Annotated in this window: 21 protein-coding genes; 14 read left to right on the forward strand and 7 right to left on the reverse strand. The window is 71.2% G+C overall.

Annotation, left to right across the window (positions count from 1 at the left end; translation table 11 throughout):
- Positions 1-160: 160 nt before the first annotated feature.
- Positions 161-1231 (reverse strand): LacI family DNA-binding transcriptional regulator, encoded by a 1071-nt coding sequence (locus JNB50_RS02905; protein ID WP_208038605.1) that lies wholly within the window; start codon positions 1229-1231, stop codon positions 161-163.
- Between the two features lie 66 nt (positions 1232-1297).
- Here JNB50_RS02905 and JNB50_RS02910 point away from each other — a divergent pair, with 66 nt between their 5' ends.
- Positions 1298-2557, forward strand: coding sequence for an MFS transporter (locus JNB50_RS02910; RefSeq protein WP_208038606.1), 1260 nt, complete (start codon positions 1298-1300; stop codon positions 2555-2557).
- Positions 2558-2628: 71 nt separating this feature from the next.
- Here the strand turns inward: JNB50_RS02910 and JNB50_RS02915 are convergent, their stop codons facing one another.
- Entirely contained in the window at positions 2629-3672 is a 1044-nt protein-coding gene (locus JNB50_RS02915; RefSeq protein WP_208038607.1) for a lactonase family protein, read from the reverse strand.
- A 56-nt stretch (positions 3673-3728) separates the two neighbouring features.
- Between JNB50_RS02915 and nucS the strand changes: the two genes are divergently transcribed.
- The 4 genes from nucS to JNB50_RS02935 all read left to right on the forward strand — a co-directional run bounded on the left by nucS (position 3729) and on the right by JNB50_RS02935 (position 6073).
- Positions 3729-4424 carry an endonuclease NucS gene (gene nucS / locus JNB50_RS02920; RefSeq protein WP_208038608.1) on the forward strand — a complete coding sequence of 232 codons (696 nt, stop codon included), beginning with the start codon at positions 3729-3731 and terminating at the stop codon, positions 4422-4424.
- The gene (locus tag JNB50_RS02925; RefSeq protein WP_208038609.1) at positions 4424-4846 is read left to right on the forward strand and encodes an SseB family protein; all 423 of its coding nucleotides are present in this window, start codon (positions 4424-4426) and stop codon (positions 4844-4846) included. The genes nucS and JNB50_RS02925 overlap by 1 nt, the downstream gene beginning before the upstream one ends.
- A gap of 37 nt (positions 4847-4883) precedes the next feature.
- The gene (locus JNB50_RS02930; RefSeq protein ID WP_208038610.1) at positions 4884-5579 is read left to right on the forward strand and encodes an HAD family hydrolase; all 696 of its coding nucleotides are present in this window, start codon (positions 4884-4886) and stop codon (positions 5577-5579) included.
- Positions 5580-5662: 83 nt separating this feature from the next.
- Positions 5663-6073 carry a hypothetical protein gene (locus JNB50_RS02935; protein WP_208038611.1) on the forward strand — a complete coding sequence of 137 codons (411 nt, stop codon included), beginning with the start codon at positions 5663-5665 and terminating at the stop codon, positions 6071-6073.
- Positions 6074-6151: 78 nt separating this feature from the next.
- Here JNB50_RS02935 and JNB50_RS02940 read toward each other — a convergent pair whose 3' ends face one another.
- Entirely contained in the window at positions 6152-8053 is a 1902-nt protein-coding gene (locus JNB50_RS02940) for a transcription antiterminator (protein ID WP_208038612.1), read from the reverse strand.
- A gap of 195 nt (positions 8054-8248) precedes the next feature.
- Here JNB50_RS02940 and JNB50_RS02945 point away from each other — a divergent pair, with 195 nt between their 5' ends.
- The 6 genes from JNB50_RS02945 (at position 8249) to JNB50_RS02970 (ending at position 13824) form a co-directional block, all read left to right on the forward strand.
- Positions 8249-8557 (forward strand): PTS sugar transporter subunit IIB, encoded by a 309-nt coding sequence (locus JNB50_RS02945; protein WP_208038613.1) that lies wholly within the window; start codon positions 8249-8251, stop codon positions 8555-8557.
- A gap of 63 nt (positions 8558-8620) precedes the next feature.
- The gene (locus tag JNB50_RS02950) at positions 8621-8887 is read left to right on the forward strand and encodes an HPr family phosphocarrier protein (RefSeq protein ID WP_208038614.1); all 267 of its coding nucleotides are present in this window, start codon (positions 8621-8623) and stop codon (positions 8885-8887) included.
- A 2-nt stretch (positions 8888-8889) separates the two neighbouring features.
- Positions 8890-10578 carry a phosphoenolpyruvate--protein phosphotransferase gene (ptsP, locus tag JNB50_RS02955; protein WP_208038615.1) on the forward strand — a complete coding sequence of 563 codons (1689 nt, stop codon included), beginning with the start codon at positions 8890-8892 and terminating at the stop codon, positions 10576-10578.
- Between the two features lie 30 nt (positions 10579-10608).
- Entirely contained in the window at positions 10609-12225 is a 1617-nt protein-coding gene (locus tag JNB50_RS02960) for a PTS mannitol transporter subunit IICB (RefSeq protein ID WP_208038616.1), read from the forward strand.
- On the forward strand, positions 12222-12659 hold the full coding sequence (locus tag JNB50_RS02965; RefSeq protein WP_208038617.1) for a PTS sugar transporter subunit IIA: 438 nt from the start codon (positions 12222-12224) through the stop codon (positions 12657-12659). The genes JNB50_RS02960 and JNB50_RS02965 overlap by 4 nt, the downstream gene beginning before the upstream one ends.
- A 13-nt stretch (positions 12660-12672) precedes the next feature.
- Positions 12673-13824 carry a mannitol-1-phosphate 5-dehydrogenase gene (locus JNB50_RS02970; RefSeq protein WP_208038618.1) on the forward strand — a complete coding sequence of 384 codons (1152 nt, stop codon included), beginning with the start codon at positions 12673-12675 and terminating at the stop codon, positions 13822-13824.
- 28 nt (positions 13825-13852) lie between these two features.
- Here the strand turns inward: JNB50_RS02970 and JNB50_RS02975 are convergent, their stop codons facing one another.
- The 4 genes from JNB50_RS02975 to JNB50_RS02990 form a co-directional block, all read right to left on the reverse strand.
- Positions 13853-14428, reverse strand: a complete 576-nt coding sequence (locus JNB50_RS02975) for an alpha/beta hydrolase (RefSeq protein ID WP_208038619.1) — start codon at positions 14426-14428, stop codon at positions 13853-13855.
- On the reverse strand, positions 14413-16029 hold the full coding sequence (locus JNB50_RS02980; protein WP_208038620.1) for an amidohydrolase family protein: 1617 nt from the start codon (positions 16027-16029) through the stop codon (positions 14413-14415). The genes JNB50_RS02975 and JNB50_RS02980 overlap by 16 nt, the downstream gene beginning before the upstream one ends.
- Positions 16026-16646 (reverse strand): bifunctional 4-hydroxy-2-oxoglutarate aldolase/2-dehydro-3-deoxy-phosphogluconate aldolase, encoded by a 621-nt coding sequence (locus tag JNB50_RS02985; RefSeq protein ID WP_208038621.1) that lies wholly within the window; start codon positions 16644-16646, stop codon positions 16026-16028. Before JNB50_RS02985 ends, JNB50_RS02980 begins: the two co-directional genes overlap by 4 nt.
- A 73-nt stretch (positions 16647-16719) precedes the next feature.
- Positions 16720-17970 carry an alanine racemase gene (locus JNB50_RS02990; RefSeq protein WP_208038622.1) on the reverse strand — a complete coding sequence of 417 codons (1251 nt, stop codon included), beginning with the start codon at positions 17968-17970 and terminating at the stop codon, positions 16720-16722.
- Positions 17971-18072: 102 nt separating this feature from the next.
- Between JNB50_RS02990 and JNB50_RS02995 the strand changes: the two genes are divergently transcribed.
- From JNB50_RS02995 to JNB50_RS03005, 3 genes are read left to right on the forward strand one after another with little or no spacing between them, the layout of a single operon-like run.
- Positions 18073-19092 (forward strand): sugar kinase, encoded by a 1020-nt coding sequence (locus JNB50_RS02995; protein ID WP_208038623.1) that lies wholly within the window; start codon positions 18073-18075, stop codon positions 19090-19092.
- On the forward strand, positions 19089-19886 hold the full coding sequence (locus JNB50_RS03000) for an IclR family transcriptional regulator (protein ID WP_208038624.1): 798 nt from the start codon (positions 19089-19091) through the stop codon (positions 19884-19886). Before JNB50_RS02995 ends, JNB50_RS03000 begins: the two co-directional genes overlap by 4 nt.
- Positions 19883-20287, forward strand: coding sequence for a RidA family protein (locus JNB50_RS03005; protein WP_208038625.1), 405 nt, complete (start codon positions 19883-19885; stop codon positions 20285-20287). Before JNB50_RS03000 ends, JNB50_RS03005 begins: the two co-directional genes overlap by 4 nt.
- Positions 20288-20327 lie beyond the last annotated feature (40 nt).

The raw sequence follows: 20327 nt of genomic DNA on the forward strand, positions 1-20327 counted from the left end.
GTCCACCCTACGGGTGCCCGGCCGCACCGCTTCACAGCTGCAGGCAACGGAGGAGATCAGAACGGGAGCCGCACGAAAAGTCGGGGAACGGAGGAGATCGCGGCGCTGCTGGACCGGTGATCCTCCGTTGGCCACGCGGCACGGGCGCGCGATGCGGGGCCTAGGCCGGGCGGGGTGCCGCTGTCGTGTTGCCGCGGTGGAACTCGCTCGTGAACGACGCGGTGCGGGGCGGTCGGCCCTCCAGCATCTCGACGATGGCGTGACCCGCTGCTCGCCCCTTTTCCACTGCGGGCTGGACCAACGTGGTGAGGTCGTACGGCCACAGCCCGTCGACGCGCACCCCGTCGAATCCGACGACGCTGACGTCGCCGGGGACCTCCAGCCCCAGCTCCTCCGCCGCACGGATCACACCGGCGGCGAGCAGGTCGCTCTGCGCGATGATCGCGGTCGGCCGCCGGCTCGGGTCGGAGAGGAGCGCCATGCCGGCGATCCTGCCCTCCTCGACGAACGAGCCCCTGGTCGTCCAGCCGCCGGCGGTCGGGAAGACGTCGCGCGCCCCGGCGAGACGCTCGTTGCCCGTGGTGGAACTGCTGCTTCGCACGTTCTCGGCCGTGAGTGGGCCGCGCGCGCGGTCGCGGGTCAGCGGAAGGGCGACGATCGCGACGTCGCGGTGGCCCAGCTCGTGGAGGTGCTGGGCGGCGAGGCGGGTGGCCTCCCTGTTGTCCTGACCGATCGACGGCACGTCGTCCGACGGGCCGCCCTCGATCGCGACCAGCGGGATGCCGCGCTGGCGCAGCATCGCGACCGACTCGTCGAGGCGGGGGCTGCAGCCGACGAGCACCACGGCGTCCATCGGCGCGTCCTCGATCCGCTGCGCGGTCTCCCCCGCGTCGGTGAGGATGAGCAGCCCCGCGTCGATGGCGGCGATCTCGTCGGAGATCCCGTCGAGGAGGGCGATCTTGATGGGGTCGCGGAACGCGTCGCCGACGCGCTCCTCCATCACCACCCCGACGATGCCGGACCGGCCGCGGCGGAGCGAGCGGGCCCGCGGGTCCGGGCCCGCGTAGTTGAGCTGCTTGGCCGCCTCGAGCACCCGCTCGCGCGTGGCGTCGGAGACGGGCCCTGTGCCGGAGAAGGCCAGCGAGGCCGTGGAGTTGGAGACACCGGCCAGCCGGGCGACCGCGGCCAGCGTCGGCCGGGCGCCCAGAAGGGTTGTGCTGCTGTCGTTCACGTGTGGTAGCTTAGTCGAATCGTTTCGATCGAAACGATTCGAGTGCCGAAATCACCAGGAAAGCCGATGTCACAGCCGACCCCGACGACGACCCGCTCGCGCCGCGAGCTGCGCGCCTGGCGCAATGCCGTGTTCGTCATCTTCATCCTCAGCGGGCTCGCCATGGCGACCTGGGTCGCCCGCATCCCGGGAGTGCGCGACGACCTCGGCCTCGGCCGCGACCCGTCCTCCGTCGGGCTGCTCATCCTCGGGATGTCCATCGGCGCGATCGTCGGCCTGTCGGTCTCGTCGCTGGTGATGGTGCGCTTCGGACCGCACAAGGGGATGGTCGGCGGCCTCACGATCGTCGCCATCGGCACCCTGCTGATCGGGTTCGGCTCCAGCGTCTTCCACGCGGTCCCGCTGGTCGCGATCGGCCTCATCCTGCTCGGCTTCGGCAACGGGATGGTCGACGTGATGATGAACGTCGAGGGCACCGCCGTCGAGCGCGAGATCGGCAAGACGCTGATGCCGCTCATGCACGCGTTCTTCAGCTTCGGCACGGTCCTCGGGGCCGGCATCGGCGCGGCAGCGGCCGCCCTCCACATCGCGGTGGCGTGGCACCTCGCGGTCATCGCGGTGCTGATGGTCGCCGTGGCGCTGTTCGCCATCCGGTTCATCCCGCGGGAGGCGGAACTCGGCGACGAGACGGAGGCGCAGCCGCGCATCCCGTTCGGGCAGCGCCTGCGTGCCTCGCTCGCGGTGTGGGCGGACTGGCGTCTCATCCTGATCGGCGTCGTCATGCTCGGCATGGCGTTCGGCGAAGGGTCGGCCAACGACTGGATCGCGCTGGCCACCGTCGACGGCCACGCCCAGCAGAACTCCACCGGCGCCGTCGTCTTCGGCTTCTTCGTCGCGGCCATGACCATAGGACGCGTGCTCGGTGGCCCGGTCGTCGACCGCATCGGACGCGTTGCCGCGATCCGCGCCACCGCAGCCATGGGCGTCGTCGGTCTCCTGCTGTTCATCCTCGGGGGCCCGCTCTGGGTGGTCGTGCTGGGCACGGTGCTCTGGGGCTTCGGCGTCTCGCTCGGCTTCCCACTTGGGATGTCCGCGGCCTCGGACGGCCAGGACAACCCGGCAGCACGGGTCTCCGCCGTCGCGATCATCGGATACTGCGCGTTCCTGGTCGGCCCGCCGCTGATCGGTTTCCTGGGCAAGGAGTTCGGCATCCTGAACGCCCTCTACCTCATCCTCGTGCTGCTGGTCGCGTCCTTCCTGGCCGCGCCCGCCGTCCGTCCGCTCGCCGAGCGCCGCGCCCGCGCGGCGGCCCCCGCCACCGAGTAGCTCGTCGAGAAGGCGCAAAATGCGCCGAAACGCGTCGAGTGGGCGGAGAATCCGCCGTCTCGAGGTGGGGGCTACACGAACGCGAGGCAGACGGGGGTGGGGACGGGAGACGCGCCGAGGCGCGTGAGCTCGCGGCTGCCCGCGTCGAAGGCGAACACGACGACCTCGTCGCTGTCCTGGCAGGCGGCGAGCACGCGATCCCCGGACAGCGCTAACACGAGGTCGCGCGGCGCGCGGCCTCCCACCGGCACGACCCGCACGAACTCGAGCGCCGAGGTCGCCGCGTCGAACGCGAATACCCCGATCGTGTCGTCGCCGCGATTGGTCACCAGCACGGTCCGCCCGTCGGGCGAGACCCGGACGGCCGCCGTCTGATTGCCGGGGGCGGACTCCGACCCGCGCGTGCCGACCGAGGCGACGAGCGCGAAGCGGTCGCCCTCGCGCCGCAACAGGGCGAGGGTGCTGTCGAGCTCGTTGAGGAGGAAGAGGTGCCGGCCGTCCGGGTGGAACGCCAGGTGCCGGGGGCCGGCCGCGCCGACCGTCACCGTCGCCTCCGGGCGCAGCGCCAGCGCTCCGGACTCCGACAGGGTGTACCAGCGCACCTCGCCCAGGCCGAGATCCACCACGACCAGCTCTCCCGTCACCGGGTCGAAGACCAGCTGGTGCACGTGCGGCGACTCCTGGCGGGGATGCGTCCCGTGCCCCTCGTGCTGCACGAACGCGGTCCGCTCGCCGATCGAGCCGTCGTCGGCCAGCGTGAAGACCGAGACCGTGCCACCGACGTACGTCCCGGTGGCCAGCCACCGTCCGGACGGGTGCACCGTCAGGTGGGCGGGCGAGTCGCCGCCGCTGGACACGCGGCCCAACGGCCGCAGCGTTCCGTCCGCGCTCCGGGAGAACGCCGAGACACCGCCGTCCGGGCCCGTCTCCTCGACCGCGTACGCCCGCGTGCCGTGGTCGGTGACGGCCACCCACGACGGGTTGGGCACCTCGGCGGCGACCGAGACGTCGACGATGTCGGTGCCGTCGAAGCGGGCACCGAGGATGCCCGCCGCGTGCCCATCGACGTGCGGGAGCCGCTGTGTGTACGTGCCGATGAGGAGGTCGTGAGCCATGCCCTCATCCTGCCAGCAGGCCGACCGCGATCGCGCGCGCACCGTACACTTGACCGGTGCGCCTCGTGATTGCCAACTGCTCCGTCGACTACGCCGGGCGACTGAGCGCTCACCTCCCGCTCGCCAAACGGCTCCTGATGCTGAAGGCCGACGGAAGCCTGCTCGTGCACTCCGACGGCGGCTCGTACAAGCCGCTCAACTGGATGAGCCCGCCCTGCACGGTCACGGTCGACGAGCCGGACGAGCTGCAGCGGGAGGCCGGGATCACGCAGGTGTGGCGGGTCACCCAGGCCAAGACCGCGGACCTCCTGATCGTCTCGATCCACGAGGTGCTGCACGACTCCGCACACGACCTCGGCATCGACCCCGGACTGCAGAAGGACGGCGTGGAGGCGCACCTCCAGAAGCTGCTGGCCGAGCAGATCCACCTGCTCGGCGACGGCCACGTGCTCGTGCGCCGCGAGTACATGACGGCGATCGGACCCGTGGACATCCTGGCCAGGGACGAGCGCGGCGCCTCGGTCGCCGTCGAGCTCAAGCGTCGCGGCGACATCGACGGCGTCGAGCAGCTCACGCGTTACCTGGAGCTGATGAACCGCGATCCGCTGCTCGCCCCGGTGACCGGCGTGTTCGCCGCCCAGGAGATCAAGCCCCAGGCCCGCACGCTGGCCGAGGACCGCGGCATCCGCTGCCTCGTGCTCGACTACGACGCCATGCGCGGCCTCGACGACAGCGACTCGAGGCTGTTCTGATGGCGGCGCCGTCGGGACGGTTCCCGCAGACCTACGAGAACGGCCCGGTCCGCAAGGCCCTCGCCGACATTGCGGCCGAGCCGACGCTCGAGCATCTGGAGGTCCTGCTCGCCGCCGCGCTGAAGGGCGGTCTCGTGGTGGATGTCACGGGCTCCGACCCGGGGGAAGTCCGGCTGCGCACCATCCAGTCCACCGCCGGCGAACCTGTGCTGCCGCTGTTCACGTCCATGAAGATGTTGCGGAACGCGGTCGGCGCCGCTGCGGGCAAGGGGACGCGCGTGCAGGCGGTCATCGTGCCGGCGGCGGAGGCCCTCGGCTACATCCACAATGCCGATTTCGTGGCGGTCCAGTTCGATCCGGGAGCTTCGCACACCATGGTGGTCGCCCGCTCGCACATCGAGTCCGCTCTCAGCGGGCGCTGACGCCACTCTCGAATACGTCACATACCATAGGACGGCTATGACCAACCCGACCACCACCACCCCGTCGACCGCGACCGTCGCACGCACCTGGACGTGCGTCCTGTTCGATCTCGACGGCACCCTCACCGACTCGGCGCCCGGGATCACCGCGTCGCTCGTGCGCATGTTCGAGACCCTCGGCCTGCCCGTCCCGACCCCCGCGGAACTCGTCGAGTACGTCGGGCCTCCGCTGCTCGACTCGCTGCAGTCCATGGCCGGCTTCGACGAGCCGGGCGCCCGTGCCGCCCTGGCCGTCTACCGCGCCGACTATGCCGCCCACGGCGCCTTCGACAGCGCCGTCTTCCCCGGCATCCGCGGCCTCCTGCAGCGGCTCCAAGCGGCCGGCATCCCGCTCGCGGTCGCCACCAGCAAGCCGGAGACCCAGGCCGTGCGCATCCTCGAGCACTTCGGACTGGCCCAGTACTTCGACGTCATCGCGGGAGCCACCGACGACGAGAGCCGCAGCGCCAAGGCGGACGTCGTCGCGGAGGCGCTCCGCCGGCTGACCGAGCTGGGCGTCGCCCTCGACCACACGGTGATGGTGGGCGACCGCCAGTACGACGTGGAGGGCGCCGGCGAGCACGGCCTCCCCACGATCCTCGTCGAGTGGGGCTACGGGTCGCCGGCCGAGGCGGCAGGCGCCATCGCCGTGGTGCACTCGGCGGACCAGCTCAGCGCGCTGCTGCTGGGCTGATCCGCGCCCGACTGGAGCGTCGGTGGTCGCGCAGTAGGCTGGAGTGTTCCACTACCGCACCGCATACAGCACTAGGAAGAATCATGCGCGCCAACAGCAAAATGCTCGTACCCGCCGCCATCGTCGCGGCACTGTCCATCGCCTCCCTCACCGGTTGCTCCGGGGGCGGGAGCAGCTCGAGTTCGTCGCCCACCGCGACGGCCTCGCAGGAGGCGGCCTCCAAGTCGCTTCCGTCCGACTTCCCGAAGTCGGATGTCCCGATCGTCGACGGCACCATCATCGTCGCCAACGGTGACCACAACGACGGCTGGTCCGTCACGGTCCAGCCGAAGGACAAGAGCGGCTTCGCCGACGCGAAGGCTGCGCTCGAGAAGGCCGGCTACACCGTTCAGCCCGGAGCCACCGACAACAAGGCCGTGTACACGAACGCGAAGTACACCGTCGCCGTCGGCACCCCCGGCGTGGCCGTGACGTACGCCGTCACCGCCAACTGACCGGCACCACCGGACATTCGTCACGAATGTCGACTTTCGTGCCACGAATCTCGACATTCGTGACGAATCTCGCGGCGCTCAGGCGTCGATGATGCGGACGAGCTCGTCGATGAACGCCGTGAAGGTGTCCGCCCGGCGGATGAGGCCGAGAACGGCCTCCCGATCGGAGAACACCTCGACGAACTGATCGAAGACGGTCTGGAAGGCGGCGCGACCGCCCTCGGAGAACGCGATGAACGCGATCACGTTGACCCGCGCGTCACCCCAGTCCATCGCCGTGTCGTTGACCACGATCGCGATCGCCGTGCGCTTGGCGTTCATGGTCATCGCGTGCGGCACGGCGAGGGTCTCGGTGAACGCCGTCGATGACATCTGCTCGCGCTCGACGGCCTGTTCCACATAGTCGCTGCCGATCGCGTCCGCCGCGATCATCCGGTCGCCGAGGGCCCGGATCATCGTGATCGCATCGCGCGCGTAGAAGTTGCGCAGGAAGAGGCTCTCGTCGAAGTACTCGAGCAGCTCGTTCTTGATCCCCGCCCGACGGCGCTGGCGACGGATGCGCGAGACGGACTGCCGGATGTGCTCGACATCGGTCTCGGTGAGGAACGGTTGGACGATCACGGTGTTCTCGCGCCGCCCGCGCGGATCGATGGTCGTCAGCACCAGATCGGCGTCGATCGACGACCAGTCTGCGTCGGTGGAGGTGATGACGCTCACGATGTCGAGCTCGTCGCCGAGCGCGCTCTCCAGCTTCTCGCGCAACAGGATGTGCATGTCGTAGTAGTTGGGGCAGACCACTGCGGTGCGCACGGCGTCCTGTCGGCGCGACTGCTGCTCGAGGTAGGCACCGACGTGCATCGCGATGTAGGCGATCTCGTCGTCGTTGACCGCGATGCCCTCTGCCGTCTGCAGCCTGCTCGCGATGTAGACGGCGAGCTCGTAGGTCATCGGGTACGAGCTCTTGATCGAGCGGGTGAGCGGGTTGCGGGAGTAGGTGTTCTCGTGGGCGCGGGCCACCAGATTCTGCACGTGCAGGGTGAGACGCACGATGAAGTCCTCGTCCCGGAGGTCCACCAGGTACTCCGTCGACGCCCGGGCGACGATCCCCCGAACCGTGGCGAGGTCCTCCTGGCTGACGAACTCCTCGACGCTGTCCCTGCCTGCACCGGGGGCGATGACCCTGGTGCGCAGCAGGATCGCCAGGTATCGCAGCTCGGTCGGGTCGAGCTCGACGTCGAAGTGCTTGTGCACGAGCGCGCCCAGGTCGTCGGCCAGGCTGCGCAGCGCCTCCCCCGGCTCCGCGCCGCCGGCGGCGGGCAGCACGCGGTCTTTGGCCACCCGGTCGAGCGCGACGGCCATGTGCAGCAGCACGTCGTTGATGCCGTACTCGTTGACGAAGAAGCCGCGAGCGTCGAGCATCTCGACCAGGTCGGACTTGAACGCGGCCAGCCCTTCTGACGCGAACGCCTCCTGGATGCGCGACACGTCGACGACGCCCTGGCGCATCTCGTCGCGGAACAGCCGGCTGATGAGCTTGCGCCGCGCGATCTCCGGCCCGGTGAGCCGCGCGACGGCCCCGCGTCGCTCGAGCTCCAGCTCGGTGCCGGCGAGCAGGCCGCGCACGCGGCTGAGATCCGCCTCGATGGTGGAGTCGCTGACGAACACGCTCTCGGCGGTCTCGTAGACATCGATCCCGTCCGGCTCGTCGAGCAGGCGCCGGGCGAGGAAGGCCAGCCGTTCCTGCGGCGATCCCGCCGAGGGCGACGTGGCCGGCACGTCGGCGAGGTAGGCCGCGTAGGCGTCGCCCCTCACGCGATAACCCGTCGGTCCCGACTCGACGAGTTCGCCGAGTGCCGCCGCGTAGCTGCGGATGCTGCGGGAGGTCACACCAAGGTCGCGTGCGAGCTCTGCGGCCGTCACCCAGGCAGCACGACGCGACAGGATGTCGAGCATCCTCGTCTGCTTCGCCGAGAGAGCCACCCGCCGAGACCGCCTTTCCGTCTCCGAGTCAATCACGACGAACGGGCGATGGGAGGGGTTCACGATGCGACTTCCTCCCCCCAGGAAGAAACGCTGCTGGCCCCCGGACGGGCGCCACGATCACGATGGAGACGATCCACCGGACTATCGGTCCCGCTCCATCCGCACAACCGCAGCACGAAAGGCAACAGGTCGATGAAGATCGTCGTCGTCTGCGGCGCGGGCGCCTCCAGCACCTTCGTCGCCGTGAAGCTCCGCTCCGCCGCCGCCGCACGCGGCCTCACGCTCGAGGTCGCCGCGGGCAGTGCGAGCCAGCTCGACTCGCTCGCCGGTATCGACGTCGTGCTCGTCGGGGCGCATCTGGAGGCCGTCGTGCCGGAACTGCGGGCGCGAGCCGGCGCGACCGGGACCGCGATCGCCGTCCTCCCGCCCGTCTCGCCCGCCGCGCTCGACGGCGCCGCCGCGCTGGAGCTGGCCCTCAGCGCGAAGGCCGGGGCACGATGAGAGCGGACGGCACCGCCGAGTCGCGGCGTAGTGTGCCCCCGGACAACGAAGGAGACCGAAACCATGGCTGAGCGGATCATCACCGTCGGATCGACCCACGGGCTGCACGCCCGTCCCGCCAAGCTCTTCGTCGAGGCCGTCGGCGCCTCCGGCGCGAAGGTGTCGCTCGCGAAGGAGGGCGGCCGTTCCGTCGACGCCGGCAGCATCCTCGGGGTGATCTCGCTCGGCATCGACCACGGCGACAAGATCGTGCTGACGACCGACGCCCCGAACGGCGAGGCCGTCCTCGACGACCTCGCCGTCATCCTGACCACCGACCACGACGCCTGATCATGACCGAGACCAGCATCGTCCTCACCGGAGCCGGCATCGGCCAGGGCATCGCCCTCGGGCCCGTCCTCCGGATGTCCGACCCGCTTCCCGAGCCGGAGGCGACCCCGAGCACCCGCACTCCCGACGAGGAGAAGGCGCGCGTCGCCGCGGCCGTCCAGACCGTGGCCGCCGACCTCCGCGAGCGAGCGGGCAGGGTCACCGGTACCGCCGCCGAGGTGCTCGAGGCGCAGTCGATGATGGCGGAGGACTCCTCCCTCGCCGCCGACGTGGCCTCCCGCATCGAGGGCGGCACCACCGCCGAGCGTGCGGTGTTCGAGGGCTTCGGGGTCTTCCGCGACATGCTCATCGGCCTCGGCGGCTACATGGGCGAGCGCGCCACCGACCTCGACGACGTGGCCCAGCGGGTGATCGCCGCGCTGGAGGGGCGCCCGGCCCCCGGGGTCCCGGAATCCGACGAGCCCTTCGTCCTCGTGGCGACCGACCTCGCGCCAGCCGACACCGCCCTGCTCGACCTCACGAAGGTGCTCGGACTGGTGACCCGCGAGGGCGGCCCGACCTCCCACACCGCGATCCTCGCCCGCGAGAAGGCGATCGTCGCGATCGTCGGCGTCGCAGGGGCAGACGAGCTGACGGGAGGCACCGAGGTGATCCTCGACGCCGGGGCCGGCACGGTCACCGTCGCACCGAGCGCCGACCAGAGCGAGGCGGCCCGCCGCCGCATCGCCGAACGCGAAGCCGCACTCGCCGGCGGGCTGGAACCCGGCGCGCTCGCCGACGGAACACCCGTCCCGCTGCTCGCGAACCTCGGGTCGGCCGAAGGGGCCGAGAAGGCCGTGGCGGCCGGCGCGGAAGGCGTCGGGCTGTTCCGCACGGAGTTCCTCTTCCTCGACGCGCGGATGGCCCCGACCGTCGAGCAGCAGCGCGAGCAGTACGTGAAGCTGCTGCAGGCGTTCCCCGACAAGAAGGTCGTGGTCCGCGTGCTCGACGCCGGCGCCGACAAGCCGCTCGAGTTCCTCAACGACGCCCACGAGGACAACCCCGCCCTCGGCCTGCGTGGCATCCGCTCGCTGCGCGCCAACGAAGACATCCTGCGCGAGCAGCTGACGGCTCTCGCAGAGGCGGACGCCGCCACCGAGGCGGACCTCTGGGTCATGGCTCCGATGGTGGCGACGGTGGAGGAGACGCGGTACTTCGTGCACCTCGCCACCGAGTTCGGGTTGAAGACCGTCGGCGTCATGGTGGAGGTGCCGTCGGCCGCCTTGCTCGCCGACCGCGTGCTGCGCGAGGCCGCCTTCGCCTCCATCGGCACCAACGACCTCACCCAGTACACACTCGCTGCCGACCGTCTCCTCGGCTCGGTCGCCGGCTACCAGGACCCGTGGCATCCCGCCGTCCTCCGCCTCATCGGCGAGGTCGGCTCCGCCGGAGCCGCGTACGGGAAGCCCGTGGGAATCTGCGGCGAGGCCGCTGCCGACCCGCTGCTCGCGGTCGTCCTCGTCGGCCTCGGCGCGACGACCCTCTCGATGTCGCCGGCGGCACTCGCCGACGTGCGGCTGTCCCTCACCCAGTACACACTCGACCAGGCCCGCACCCTGGCCGAGGTCGCCCTGGCCGCCGACGGCGCGGCCGAAGCCCGGGAGGCCGTCCGAACCGCGGCCGCCGGGTTCCCCCCTCCCGACGCTCCCTAGCGCGGGCCGACACAGAAACGAGGCACCATCATGACATCGGCGACAGCGACGACGCCGAAGAAGCCCAGCAGCGCTCGCGTCCACGTGCAGCGCTTCGGGACCTTCCTCTCGAATATGGTCATGCCGAACATCCCGGCGTTCATCGCCTGGGGGTTCATCACGGCCCTCTTCATCGCCACCGGCTGGCTGCAGAGCACCGGGTGGGCGATCAACGGCATCCTGGGCGGCTTCGGGGACCAGGCCAAGATCGGCTGGACCGGCGCGGCGACAGTGCTCGCGCAGGACCCGAGCGGTCACACCTTCCAGCAGTATGTGGGTCTCGTCGGCCCGATGATCACATACCTGCTCCCCTTGCTCATTGCAAACACCGGCGGCCGCATGGTCTACGGCGTCCGGGGCGGCGTGGTCGGCAGCATCGCGACCATGGGTGTCATCGTCGGCTCGAACATCCCGATGTTCATCGGCGCGATGATCATGGGCCCGCTCAGCGCGTGGGTCATGAAGAAGGTCGACAGCATCTGGGAGGGCAAGATCAAGGCCGGCTTCGAGATGCTGGTGAACAACTTCTCGGCCGGCATCGTCGGCATGCTGCTGTCGATCGGCGCGTTCTTCGGCATCGCGCCGCTCGTGGAGTGGCTGAGCTCGATTCTGAGCAACGCGGTCAACTGGCTGGTCAGCGCGCATCTGCTGCCGTTCGCCAGCATTCTCATCGAGCCGGGCAAGGTGCTGTTCCTCAACAACGCCATCAACCACGGGGTGCTCACGCCACTCGGCATCGAGCAGGCGCAGCAGCAGGGCAAGTCCATCCTGTTCCTGCTCGAGGCCAATCCCGGCCCCGGATTCGGCATCCTGATCGCGTACTCGATCTTCGGCCTGGGCATCGCCAAGGCGAGCGCGCCAGGCGCCGCACTGATCCAGTTCGTCGGCGGTATCCACGAGATCTACTTCCCGTATGTGCTGATGAAGCCGATGATCGTCATTGCGGCGATCCTGGGCGGCATGACCGGCATCGCCATCAACGTGACCTTCAACTCGGGACTTCGCGCCCCGGCCTCCCCCGGCTCCATCATCGCGGTCGTCGCGCAGGCGCCGCTCACCAGCCTCCCCGGAGTCCTGCTCTCGGTCGTCGGGGCGGCTGCCGTCTCGTTCATCGTCGCGTCGATCATCCTGCGGGCGAGCCGCCGCCGCGACCTCGCGGCAGGCAACGCGGGCGACCTCTCCGCTGCTGTCGCTCAGACCGAGGCGAACAAGGGCAAGTCGTCCTCCGTCCTCGAGGGTCTGGTGCAGGAAGGCGAGCACGACACCGGCGATGCCCAGGGCGACGCCACCGATCGACTGGTGCGCAACATCGTCTTCGCGTGCGACGCTGGGATGGGCTCGAGCGCGATGGGCGCGTCGGTGCTGCGAAACAAGTTCAAGAAGGCCGGCGTGGAGGGGGTCACCGTGACCAACCAGGCGATCTCGAACCTCGACGGGACGGCCGACCTGGTGATCACGCAGCGCGAGCTCACCGACCGCGCCAAGGGGCAGTCGCCGAACTCGCTGCACGTGTCCGTCGACAACTTCATGAACAGCCCGAAGTACGACGAGGTCGTCGACCTGGTCGCCAAGCAGAACCAGAACGCAACGGAGGACGCCACCAAATGACCGACACGATTCTCGACCGGGCGAACGTCGTGGCCGCGGGCAGCGCGACCACGCGGGAGGACGCGATCCGGGAGGCGGGTGAGCTGCTCGTGAGGGCGGGCGCCGTGCAGCCGGGCTACGTCGACTCGATGGCGCAGCGCGAGGCGACCGTCTCCACCTTCATGGGGAACGGTCTCGCCATCCCGCACGGCACCAACGAGTCCAAGGACGAGATCGTGCGGTCGGCGCTCTCCTTCGTCCGCTACCCCTCGCCGCTCGACTGGGGCGGCGAGGAGGTGCGGTTCGTCGTGGGCATCGCCGGACGGAACAACGAGCACCTCGACATCCTGAGCAAGATCGCGATCCTCTTCTCCGAGGAGGACGACGTTCAGAGGCTCATCGACGCGCCGGACGCGGACGCCCTGTTCGCACTCCTCGGCGACGTCAACGAGTAAGACGGAGGCTCGGATGAAGGCGGTCCATTTCGGGGCGGGCAACATCGGGCGCGGCTTCGTGGGGCTCCTGCTCCACGAAGCCGGGTACGAGGTGGTGTTCGCGGACGTGAACGCGGAACTGATCGACGCCCTCGCGGCGGCCGACTCCTACGACGTGCACCTCGTCGGCGACGAGTCGGAGACGAAGACCGTCACCGGCTTCCGCGCGATCAACAGCGCGACAGACGAGGACGCGCTGGTCGCAGAGATCGCGACCGCCGATGTGGTCACCACCGCCGTCGGCCCGCGCATCCTGCGCTTCGTGGCCCCGGTGATCGCGCGCGGCCTGGCCGCCCGCGCTTCGGATGCGCCCCGCCTCGCGGTGATGGCGTGCGAGAACGCGATCGGTGCGACCGACCTGCTCGCCGCCGAGCTGATGGACGGCCTGCCGGACGACGACACCCGCGACGAGCTGGCCTCGCGCGCCGTGTTCGCGAACACGGCTGTCGACCGCATCGTGCCCGCCCAGGCCCCTGACGCGGGCATCGACGTGACGGTCGAGACCTTCTACGAGTGGGTCGTCGACCGCAGCCCGTTCAACGGGAACGTGCCGGTGATCCCCGGCGCGCACTTCGTCGACTCGCTCGGCCCCTACATCGAGCGCAAGCTGTTCACGGTGAACACCGGGCACGCGACGGTTGCGTACACGGGGTTCCTCGCGGGCGCGACCACGATCAGTCAGGCCATCGGGATCCCGTCGGTGTTGGAGGCCACCGAGGCGGCGCTCGTGGAGACATCGGCGGCGCTCGCCGCAAAGCACGGACTCGACCCGGACGAGCTCGCGACCTACCGCGCCACGATCCTCAACCGCTTCCGCAATCCCTACCTCGTCGACGAGGTCACCCGCGTCGGCCGCGAACCGCTGCGCAAACTCGGCCGCAACGACCGGTTCATCGGTCCGGCCGCCGACTATGTGCAGTTCGTCGGCGGCGTGCCGGAGGCACTGCTCGCGGCCGTGGGCACCGCGCTGCGTTTCGACGTGCCGGAAGACTCGCAGAGCTTCGAGCTGCAGCAGCTGCTCCAGCGCGCGACGGCCGAGGACATCGTCGACGACGTCATGGGCGTGCAGCAGGGCGAGGAGCTCTTCGAGCCGCTGGTGGAGGTCGTGCGCGCGGCGCAACGCTGAAGCGCGGCCGCGCCAAGCGATCGGCTCGCTAGCGTGGAACGATCGCGGCCGTCGGGTCGAGACACCAGTCGAGAACCGACGGCCACTCGCCGTACCCGGCGGCGATGGTGAGATGCCCTCCGCCCGGGATCGTGGTCAGCGGGATGCCGAGGGGCTCGGCGAACAAGGTCCATGCGCCCTCCGGGCAGCACGGGTCGGCGTCGGAGGCGACGATGCGCGTCTGGGCGGCCGGACGGCTGACGGGCAGCTCGGCGAAGGCCGCGACCTCGGGATTGCCGCGCAGGAAACCGGGCGAGGGCGGCGAGACCAGCAGCACGCGGTCGACGACCGCTCCCGCCTCCGAGTCGTCCGGCCGCGCGCCCAGCCAGAGCGCAGCGCCCAGGCTGTGGGCGATGACCGTGACACGCGCACCGTCGGCGGCGGCCTCGTCCAGCGCCGCCGCGGCGGCCGCCCGCCAGGCCTCCACGTCGGGATCGGCCGCGTCCGGCAGCTGCGGGTAGACCACGCGCTCCCCGCGGCGGCGGAGAGCCGAGGCGAGCTCGTGCTGCCAGTGCCCTGGCGGGCGGAAGTTGTCCCAGCCGTGCAGGATCAGGAAGGCGCGCATGCTGCCGAGCGTAGTGCCCGGCCGGGCACCGCTCCGGTGCGCTCGCCCTCCTCGACGACGGCGGTTCCGGCGACCAGCACCCACGGGATGCCGGCAGCCTGGCGGCGCGGCTCGTCGAACGTCGCCCGGTCGGCGACGGTCTGCGGGTCGAAGAGCACGAGGTCGGCGACGGCACCGGGCGCGATCCTCCCGCGGTCGGTGAGCCCGAGGCGGTCCGCCGGCCGGCGGGAGAGGTGCACGATGGCGTCCTCCAGCGTCAGCACGCCCTCCTCGCGGACGTAGTGGCCGAGGTAGCGCGGGAAGGTCCCCCAGGCGCGCGGGTGCGGCTTCGCGCCGACGAGGATGCCGTCGCTGCCGCCGGTGTGCCGCGGGTGCCGCATCATCGTGCGGACGTTCTCCTCATTGCCCACGTGCTGGAGGATGCCGGTGCCGAGCCGGTCGGCGAGCAGGAGGTCGACCGCCACCTCGGCCGGAGGTCCGCCTGCTGCGGCGGCGAGGTCCGCGATCGTACGGCCGACGCGGTCGCCCAGCGCGGCGTCGCGCACGCCGGAGACCTGCACGGTGTTCCAGTCCACGGGCACGCCGTGGGCGCCGTCGCTGCCGACGACGTCGAGCTCGTGGATGATCCGCGCCCGCGCCGTGGGGTCGCGCAGGCGGGCGAGGGCGGACTCCGGGCCTCCCGCCGCCGCCCAGCCGGGCAGGAGGGCGGCGAGGGTGGTCGACCCGGCCAGGTACGGGTAGGTGTCGAGAGTGATGTCCACGCCATCGGCCAGCGCATCGTCGATCAGCGCGACGAGCTCGGCGGCGCGACCGCGGTTCACGGCGAAGTTCATCGTCGCGTGAGTGAGCTGCAGGGGGCAGGAGGCGTGGCGGGCGATCTCGATCATCTCCGCATAGCCGGCGAGGGCGCCGGCGCCGTAGGAGCGCTGATGCGGCGCGAAGTAGCCGCCGTGCGTCCCGACGATCGCGCAGAGCGCCACCAGCTCGGCGGTGTCCGCGAACATGCCGGGCGCGTACGTGAGACCGGCGGACAAGCCGAAGGCGCCGTCGCGCATCCCGCGCTCCACCTCGGCGCGCATCGCGGCGAGCTCGGCCGTCGTCGCCGGCCGGTCCTCAGCGCCGACGACGTTGAGGCGGATCGTCCCGTGCGGGAGGAGGGCGGCGACGTTCGCCGCGCTGCCCCCGCGGTCGACCGCTGCGAGGTATCCCGCGATGTCCGGCCAGCCCGCATCGCCGGCTGGGCCGTTCCAGCCGGCGAGCTGGTCACGGAGCACCTCCAGCGTCGCCTCGGTGGCCGGCGCGTACGAGAGACCGTCCTGACCGACCACCTGCGTGGTCACGCCCTGGGTCACCGCCGCGAGGTTCTGCGGGTCGTCGAGCACCGCGAGGTCGGCGTGCGCGTGCATGTCGATGAAGCCGGGCGCGATCGCAAGACCGTCGGCGTCGATCACCCGTGCGAAGGAGGGCGTGATGCGGTCGTCGACGGCGACGATGCGTCCGGCGTCGACGAGGACGTCGCCGACGCGGCCCGGCCGGCCGCTGCCGTCGAGGACCGTCCCGCCGCGGATCAGGAACGCGCCGGCAGCGGCGCCTGCGCTCATGCGGTCGCGGCCCTGCTGAACGCGCGCGCCCGCTCCGTCACCGCGTCCCAGGCCGCCGCCTCGATGTCCTTCGCGCTGACCACACTCGACCCCGCGGTGACGGCGAGAGCTCCTGCGGCCATCCATTGCGCGGCGTTGTCGGCGTGGAGTCCGCCGGACGGCACGAACGGGACACCGGGGAACGGGCCGCGCAGATCCTTCAGGTGGCCGGGTCCGACGGTGGAGGCCGGGAAGATCTTCACCGCGGCCGAGCCGAGCTCGACGGCGCGCATCACCTCGGTCGGGCTGAGCGCGCCGAGCATGATCGGCACGCGCGCGTCGCGGGCGACGGCGGCGGCCCCCTCACTGATGCCCGGGGTGACCAGGAAGCGCGCCCCTGCGGCGATGGCCGCCTCCGCCGTACGGGCATCTGTGACGGTGCCCGCCCCGACGAGCGCACCGTGCGGCTCGGCCGCCGCCGCCGCGATCACGGCCTCCACTCCCGGCGTGGTGAAGGTGAACTCGACGGTACGGATGCCCCCTGCGGCCAGGGCACGACACAGCGCGGCGGGGTCGTCGATGCGCGGCGCACGGACGACGGCGAGTGCGCGGTCGGCGGTGAGGGTCTCGATCAGCATGGGTCTCCTGTCAGCGAGCGGCTCAGCGAGCGGCTCAGCGCCCGGATCAGCGCCCGGTTCAGCGGTGCGTGCGTCATCCGAACGCCGTGTCCAGCAGCCCGATCACGCGCGGTTCGGGAGCGAGGGCGTCATCGACCACGGCGAGCGCCCTCCACTTGTCGAAGGTGGTGCACGGATGCGACAGCCCGAAGCGGATCACGTCGCCGACCTCGACGACGGCGTCCTCCGGCACGCGCACGAAGGCGTGCTGGTCGTTGAGCGCCGTGGTGACCGCCCCGTCCAGTGGCTCTGCGGCAGCGGCACCGAAGCGCCGGATCGCCTGAGGGATGGGCAGCCCTTCGTCGTACGGGAGGTCGCGCTTGCCCGCGTCGACCAGCACCAGCCCTGGTTCAGGGTGGGAGACGACGGTCGCCCACCCGTGGATGGCCGCCCGGAATTCCCGATCGGACGGGATCCGTCCCAAGGGCGTGATCTCGCGGTAGTGGCCGTCGTCGTGGGTGATGTAGGCGCCCGAGCGCAGCAGCACCTCGACCCGCCGTCCACGGCTTCCGTCGTGGTCGCGCCGCGGTGCGAGGGCGTCGGCGACCTGGTCGAAGTAGGCGCTCCCCCCGGCGGTGAGGATCACCGCGTCGTCCGGCGCGTAGAGTCCGGCGGCCTCGATGGCGTCGTGCAGCGCCAGAAGCTCGTCGAGGTAGTCCCCGACGTGCGCGAGCGACTCCGGGGAGGCGTCGTGCGCCAGCGCTCCCTCGTAGCCGGCGACCCCCGCGAGCCGGAGTCGCGGCGACGCGGCGACCGCGGACGCGACGGCCAGCGCCGCCTCCACCCCGCGCGCGCCCGTGCGACCTCCCGCGCCTCCGAGCTCGACGAGCACATCGAGCGGGGCGGGGGTGTCGACTCCGCTCAGCGCCTCTGTCATGATCTCGACGGCTCGGGTGGAGTCGGCCCACACCGTCAGGCGGCCTGCATCGGCGGCGAGCGCGCGCAGGGCGGCCGGCTGCACGAGGGCGTTGGCCAGCAGCACTCTTGGAACGCCCCAGCCGAGCGCGACGGACGCCTGCCACGGCGTCGCCACGGTGATTCCCCACGCTCCCGCTTCGAGCTGGCGGTTCCAGAGCTCGCGACTCATGGTCGTCTTGCCGTGTGGTGCGATGCCGACTCCGGCCTCCCGGCACCACGCGGCCATCGTCGCGAGGTTGTGCGCGACGGCGGACTCGCTGAGGGTCACGAGCGGAGTGGGGAAGTCCCGGAGGAGCGGACGAGCGCTCGGCAGGTCGGAGACGTCTGCCGCCGTGAAGCCGAGTGGCGCGGCCTTGTACTGCTCCATCCATCCTCCTGGTCGATTGAGTTGCGTGCTGCGCAACGCCCGTTGCACGATTGCTGCTCTCTTGTCTAGCATGATCCCGGACGATCGCGGAAGGGGAGACGGATGGCGATGCCCGCAACCCTGGTGACCATCGGCGAGGCGATGATCGCGCTGTATCCCGATCACCACCTCCCGCTGTCGGACGCGCGCAGCTTCGGCTCCGACGTGGGCGGTGCCGAGTTCAACGTGGCGACCTCGCTCGCTCGGCTCGGCCTGCCGACCGCGTGGGTGTCGCGGCTGGGCGCGGACGGCTTCGGCGACCGCATCCTCGCCGCAGCCGGCGAGGCCGGCGTGGACACCTCCGCCGTCGAGCGCGATGCCGCGCGACCGACCGGTCTGTACGTGAAGGAGCCGGTCGTCGGTCCGACCGGCGTGCGGACGCGCATGCACTACTACCGCAGCGGGTCGGCGGCGTCCGTGCTCGGTGTGGCACAGCTCCGTTCGGAGCCCGCCGCCGCCCTCCTGCACGGTGCGGCCCTCGTCCACACCTCCGGCATCACGCCCGCACTCTCGGCGTCCACCGCGGACGTTGCCGCGAACCTCCGCTCGCTCATCGGGCCCGCCACGCTCGTCAGCGTCGACCTCAACCTCCGGCCGGCGCTCTGGATCGATCGCGACCGCTCGGCGCTCGAGGCACTCGTCACGCAGGCCGACATCCTGTTCGCCGGGGACGAGGAGACCGCGACCCACTTCGGCCACACCGACCCGGTGCGCATCTTCGCCGACCTCCCCCACCTCGAGACGCTGGTGCTGAAAGACGAGGAGCGACGAGCCTCCGCCTACCGAAGCGACGGCAGCGCCACCCATGTCCCGTCCCTCACCGTGGAGGTCGTGGAGCCGGTGGGCGCCGGCGACGCCTTCGCCGCCGGCTTCCTGGCCGGGCGCGTGGAGGGACGCGACGACACCACCTCCCTCCGCTTCGGCCACGCACTGGCCGCACTCACCCTGATCGGACACGGCGACCGCCCGCTGACCGTGCCGACCCACCGTGAGCGAAACACGATCGCAGCGGCCGACGACGCGACGTGGGCGAGGTGGCGCGTACATCCCGGGGACATCCCGTGGCGCGAGGCGACGCCATGAGCCAGTCCGTCGCCCGAGCGCTCGACCTTCTCGGGCTCGTCGCCCGCGGCGTCCGAACGCTCGACGCGCTGGCCGAGGAGCTCGGGGTGCACAAGTCGACCGTGCTCCGGCTGCTGCAAACGCTCGAGTCCCGAGGATTCGCCGGCCACGACGCCGCCCACCGCTACCACGTCGGCCCCACGGTCTTCGCGCTGGCCTCCGACGCACTCGACGGCGTCGACGTGCGGGCGGCGTCCGGCACGATCCTCCGCGAACTCGCCGCGGCCACCGGCCAGACGGTGCACCTGGCGACCTATCAGGACGGCGTCGTCACCTACATCGACAAGGTCGACGCGCGGCAGGGCCTGCGGATGTACTCGCGGATCGGCCTGCCTGCGCCCCTGCACGCGACGGCGGTCGGCAAGGTGCTCCTGGGCGGCCTGGAGCCGGCGGAGCGCGAGCGCGTCGTCGCCGACCTCGACCTGCCTGCCTTCACCGCGCGCACGCACGTCACCCCCTCCTCGCTCCTCGTCGATGTCGCGATCAGCGCAGAGCGCGGCTGGGCGGAGGACCACGAGGAGCACGAGACGTTCATGAACTGCATCGGCGCACCCGTCCGCGGTCCCGACGGGCGGATCGCCGCCGCCGTCTCGATCTCGGTGCCGAACGTGGTGCTGCCGCACGACGGCGTACTCGCGCTGCTGCCGGCGCTCCTGGACGCGACGCACCGAATCTCGGCCGAGCTCGGGGCCACAACCTCCGCTCTTCCGACCTCCGCACCATCGAAATCGGCACCAACGAAGGGAACCCCATGACCGACCGGATCGCCGTCAGCACGACCGAGGCCCCCGCCCCCGCGCACACGTTCCCGCAGGGGGTGCGCCGCGGGCCGTTCCTGCAGGTGTCCGGGCAGGGACCGGTCGACCCGCAGACGAACGAGTACCTCCACCCCGGCGATGTGAAGGCACAGACCGTCCGCACCCTCCGCAACGTGGAGGCCATCCTCGCGGCAGGAGGAGCCGGCTTCGACGACGTCATGATGCTGCGCGTCTACCTGACCACCCGTGACGACTTCGCGGCGATGAACGAGGCGTACGGCGAGTTCCTCGCGACCCGCGTCGCCTCCGGCGTGCTGCCCGCCCGCACGACCGTGTTCACGGGGTTGCCGCGCGCGGAGATGCTGGTCGAGATCGACGCGTTGGCGGTTCTCGGGTGAGGTGCTCCTCCCGGGTCTGACAGTTCCCCGCGACCACACC

This window comes from Leifsonia sp. TF02-11 (assembly GCF_017565305.1).
In the GTDB taxonomy this organism is placed as follows: Bacteria; Actinomycetota; Actinomycetes; order Actinomycetales; family Microbacteriaceae; genus Leifsonia.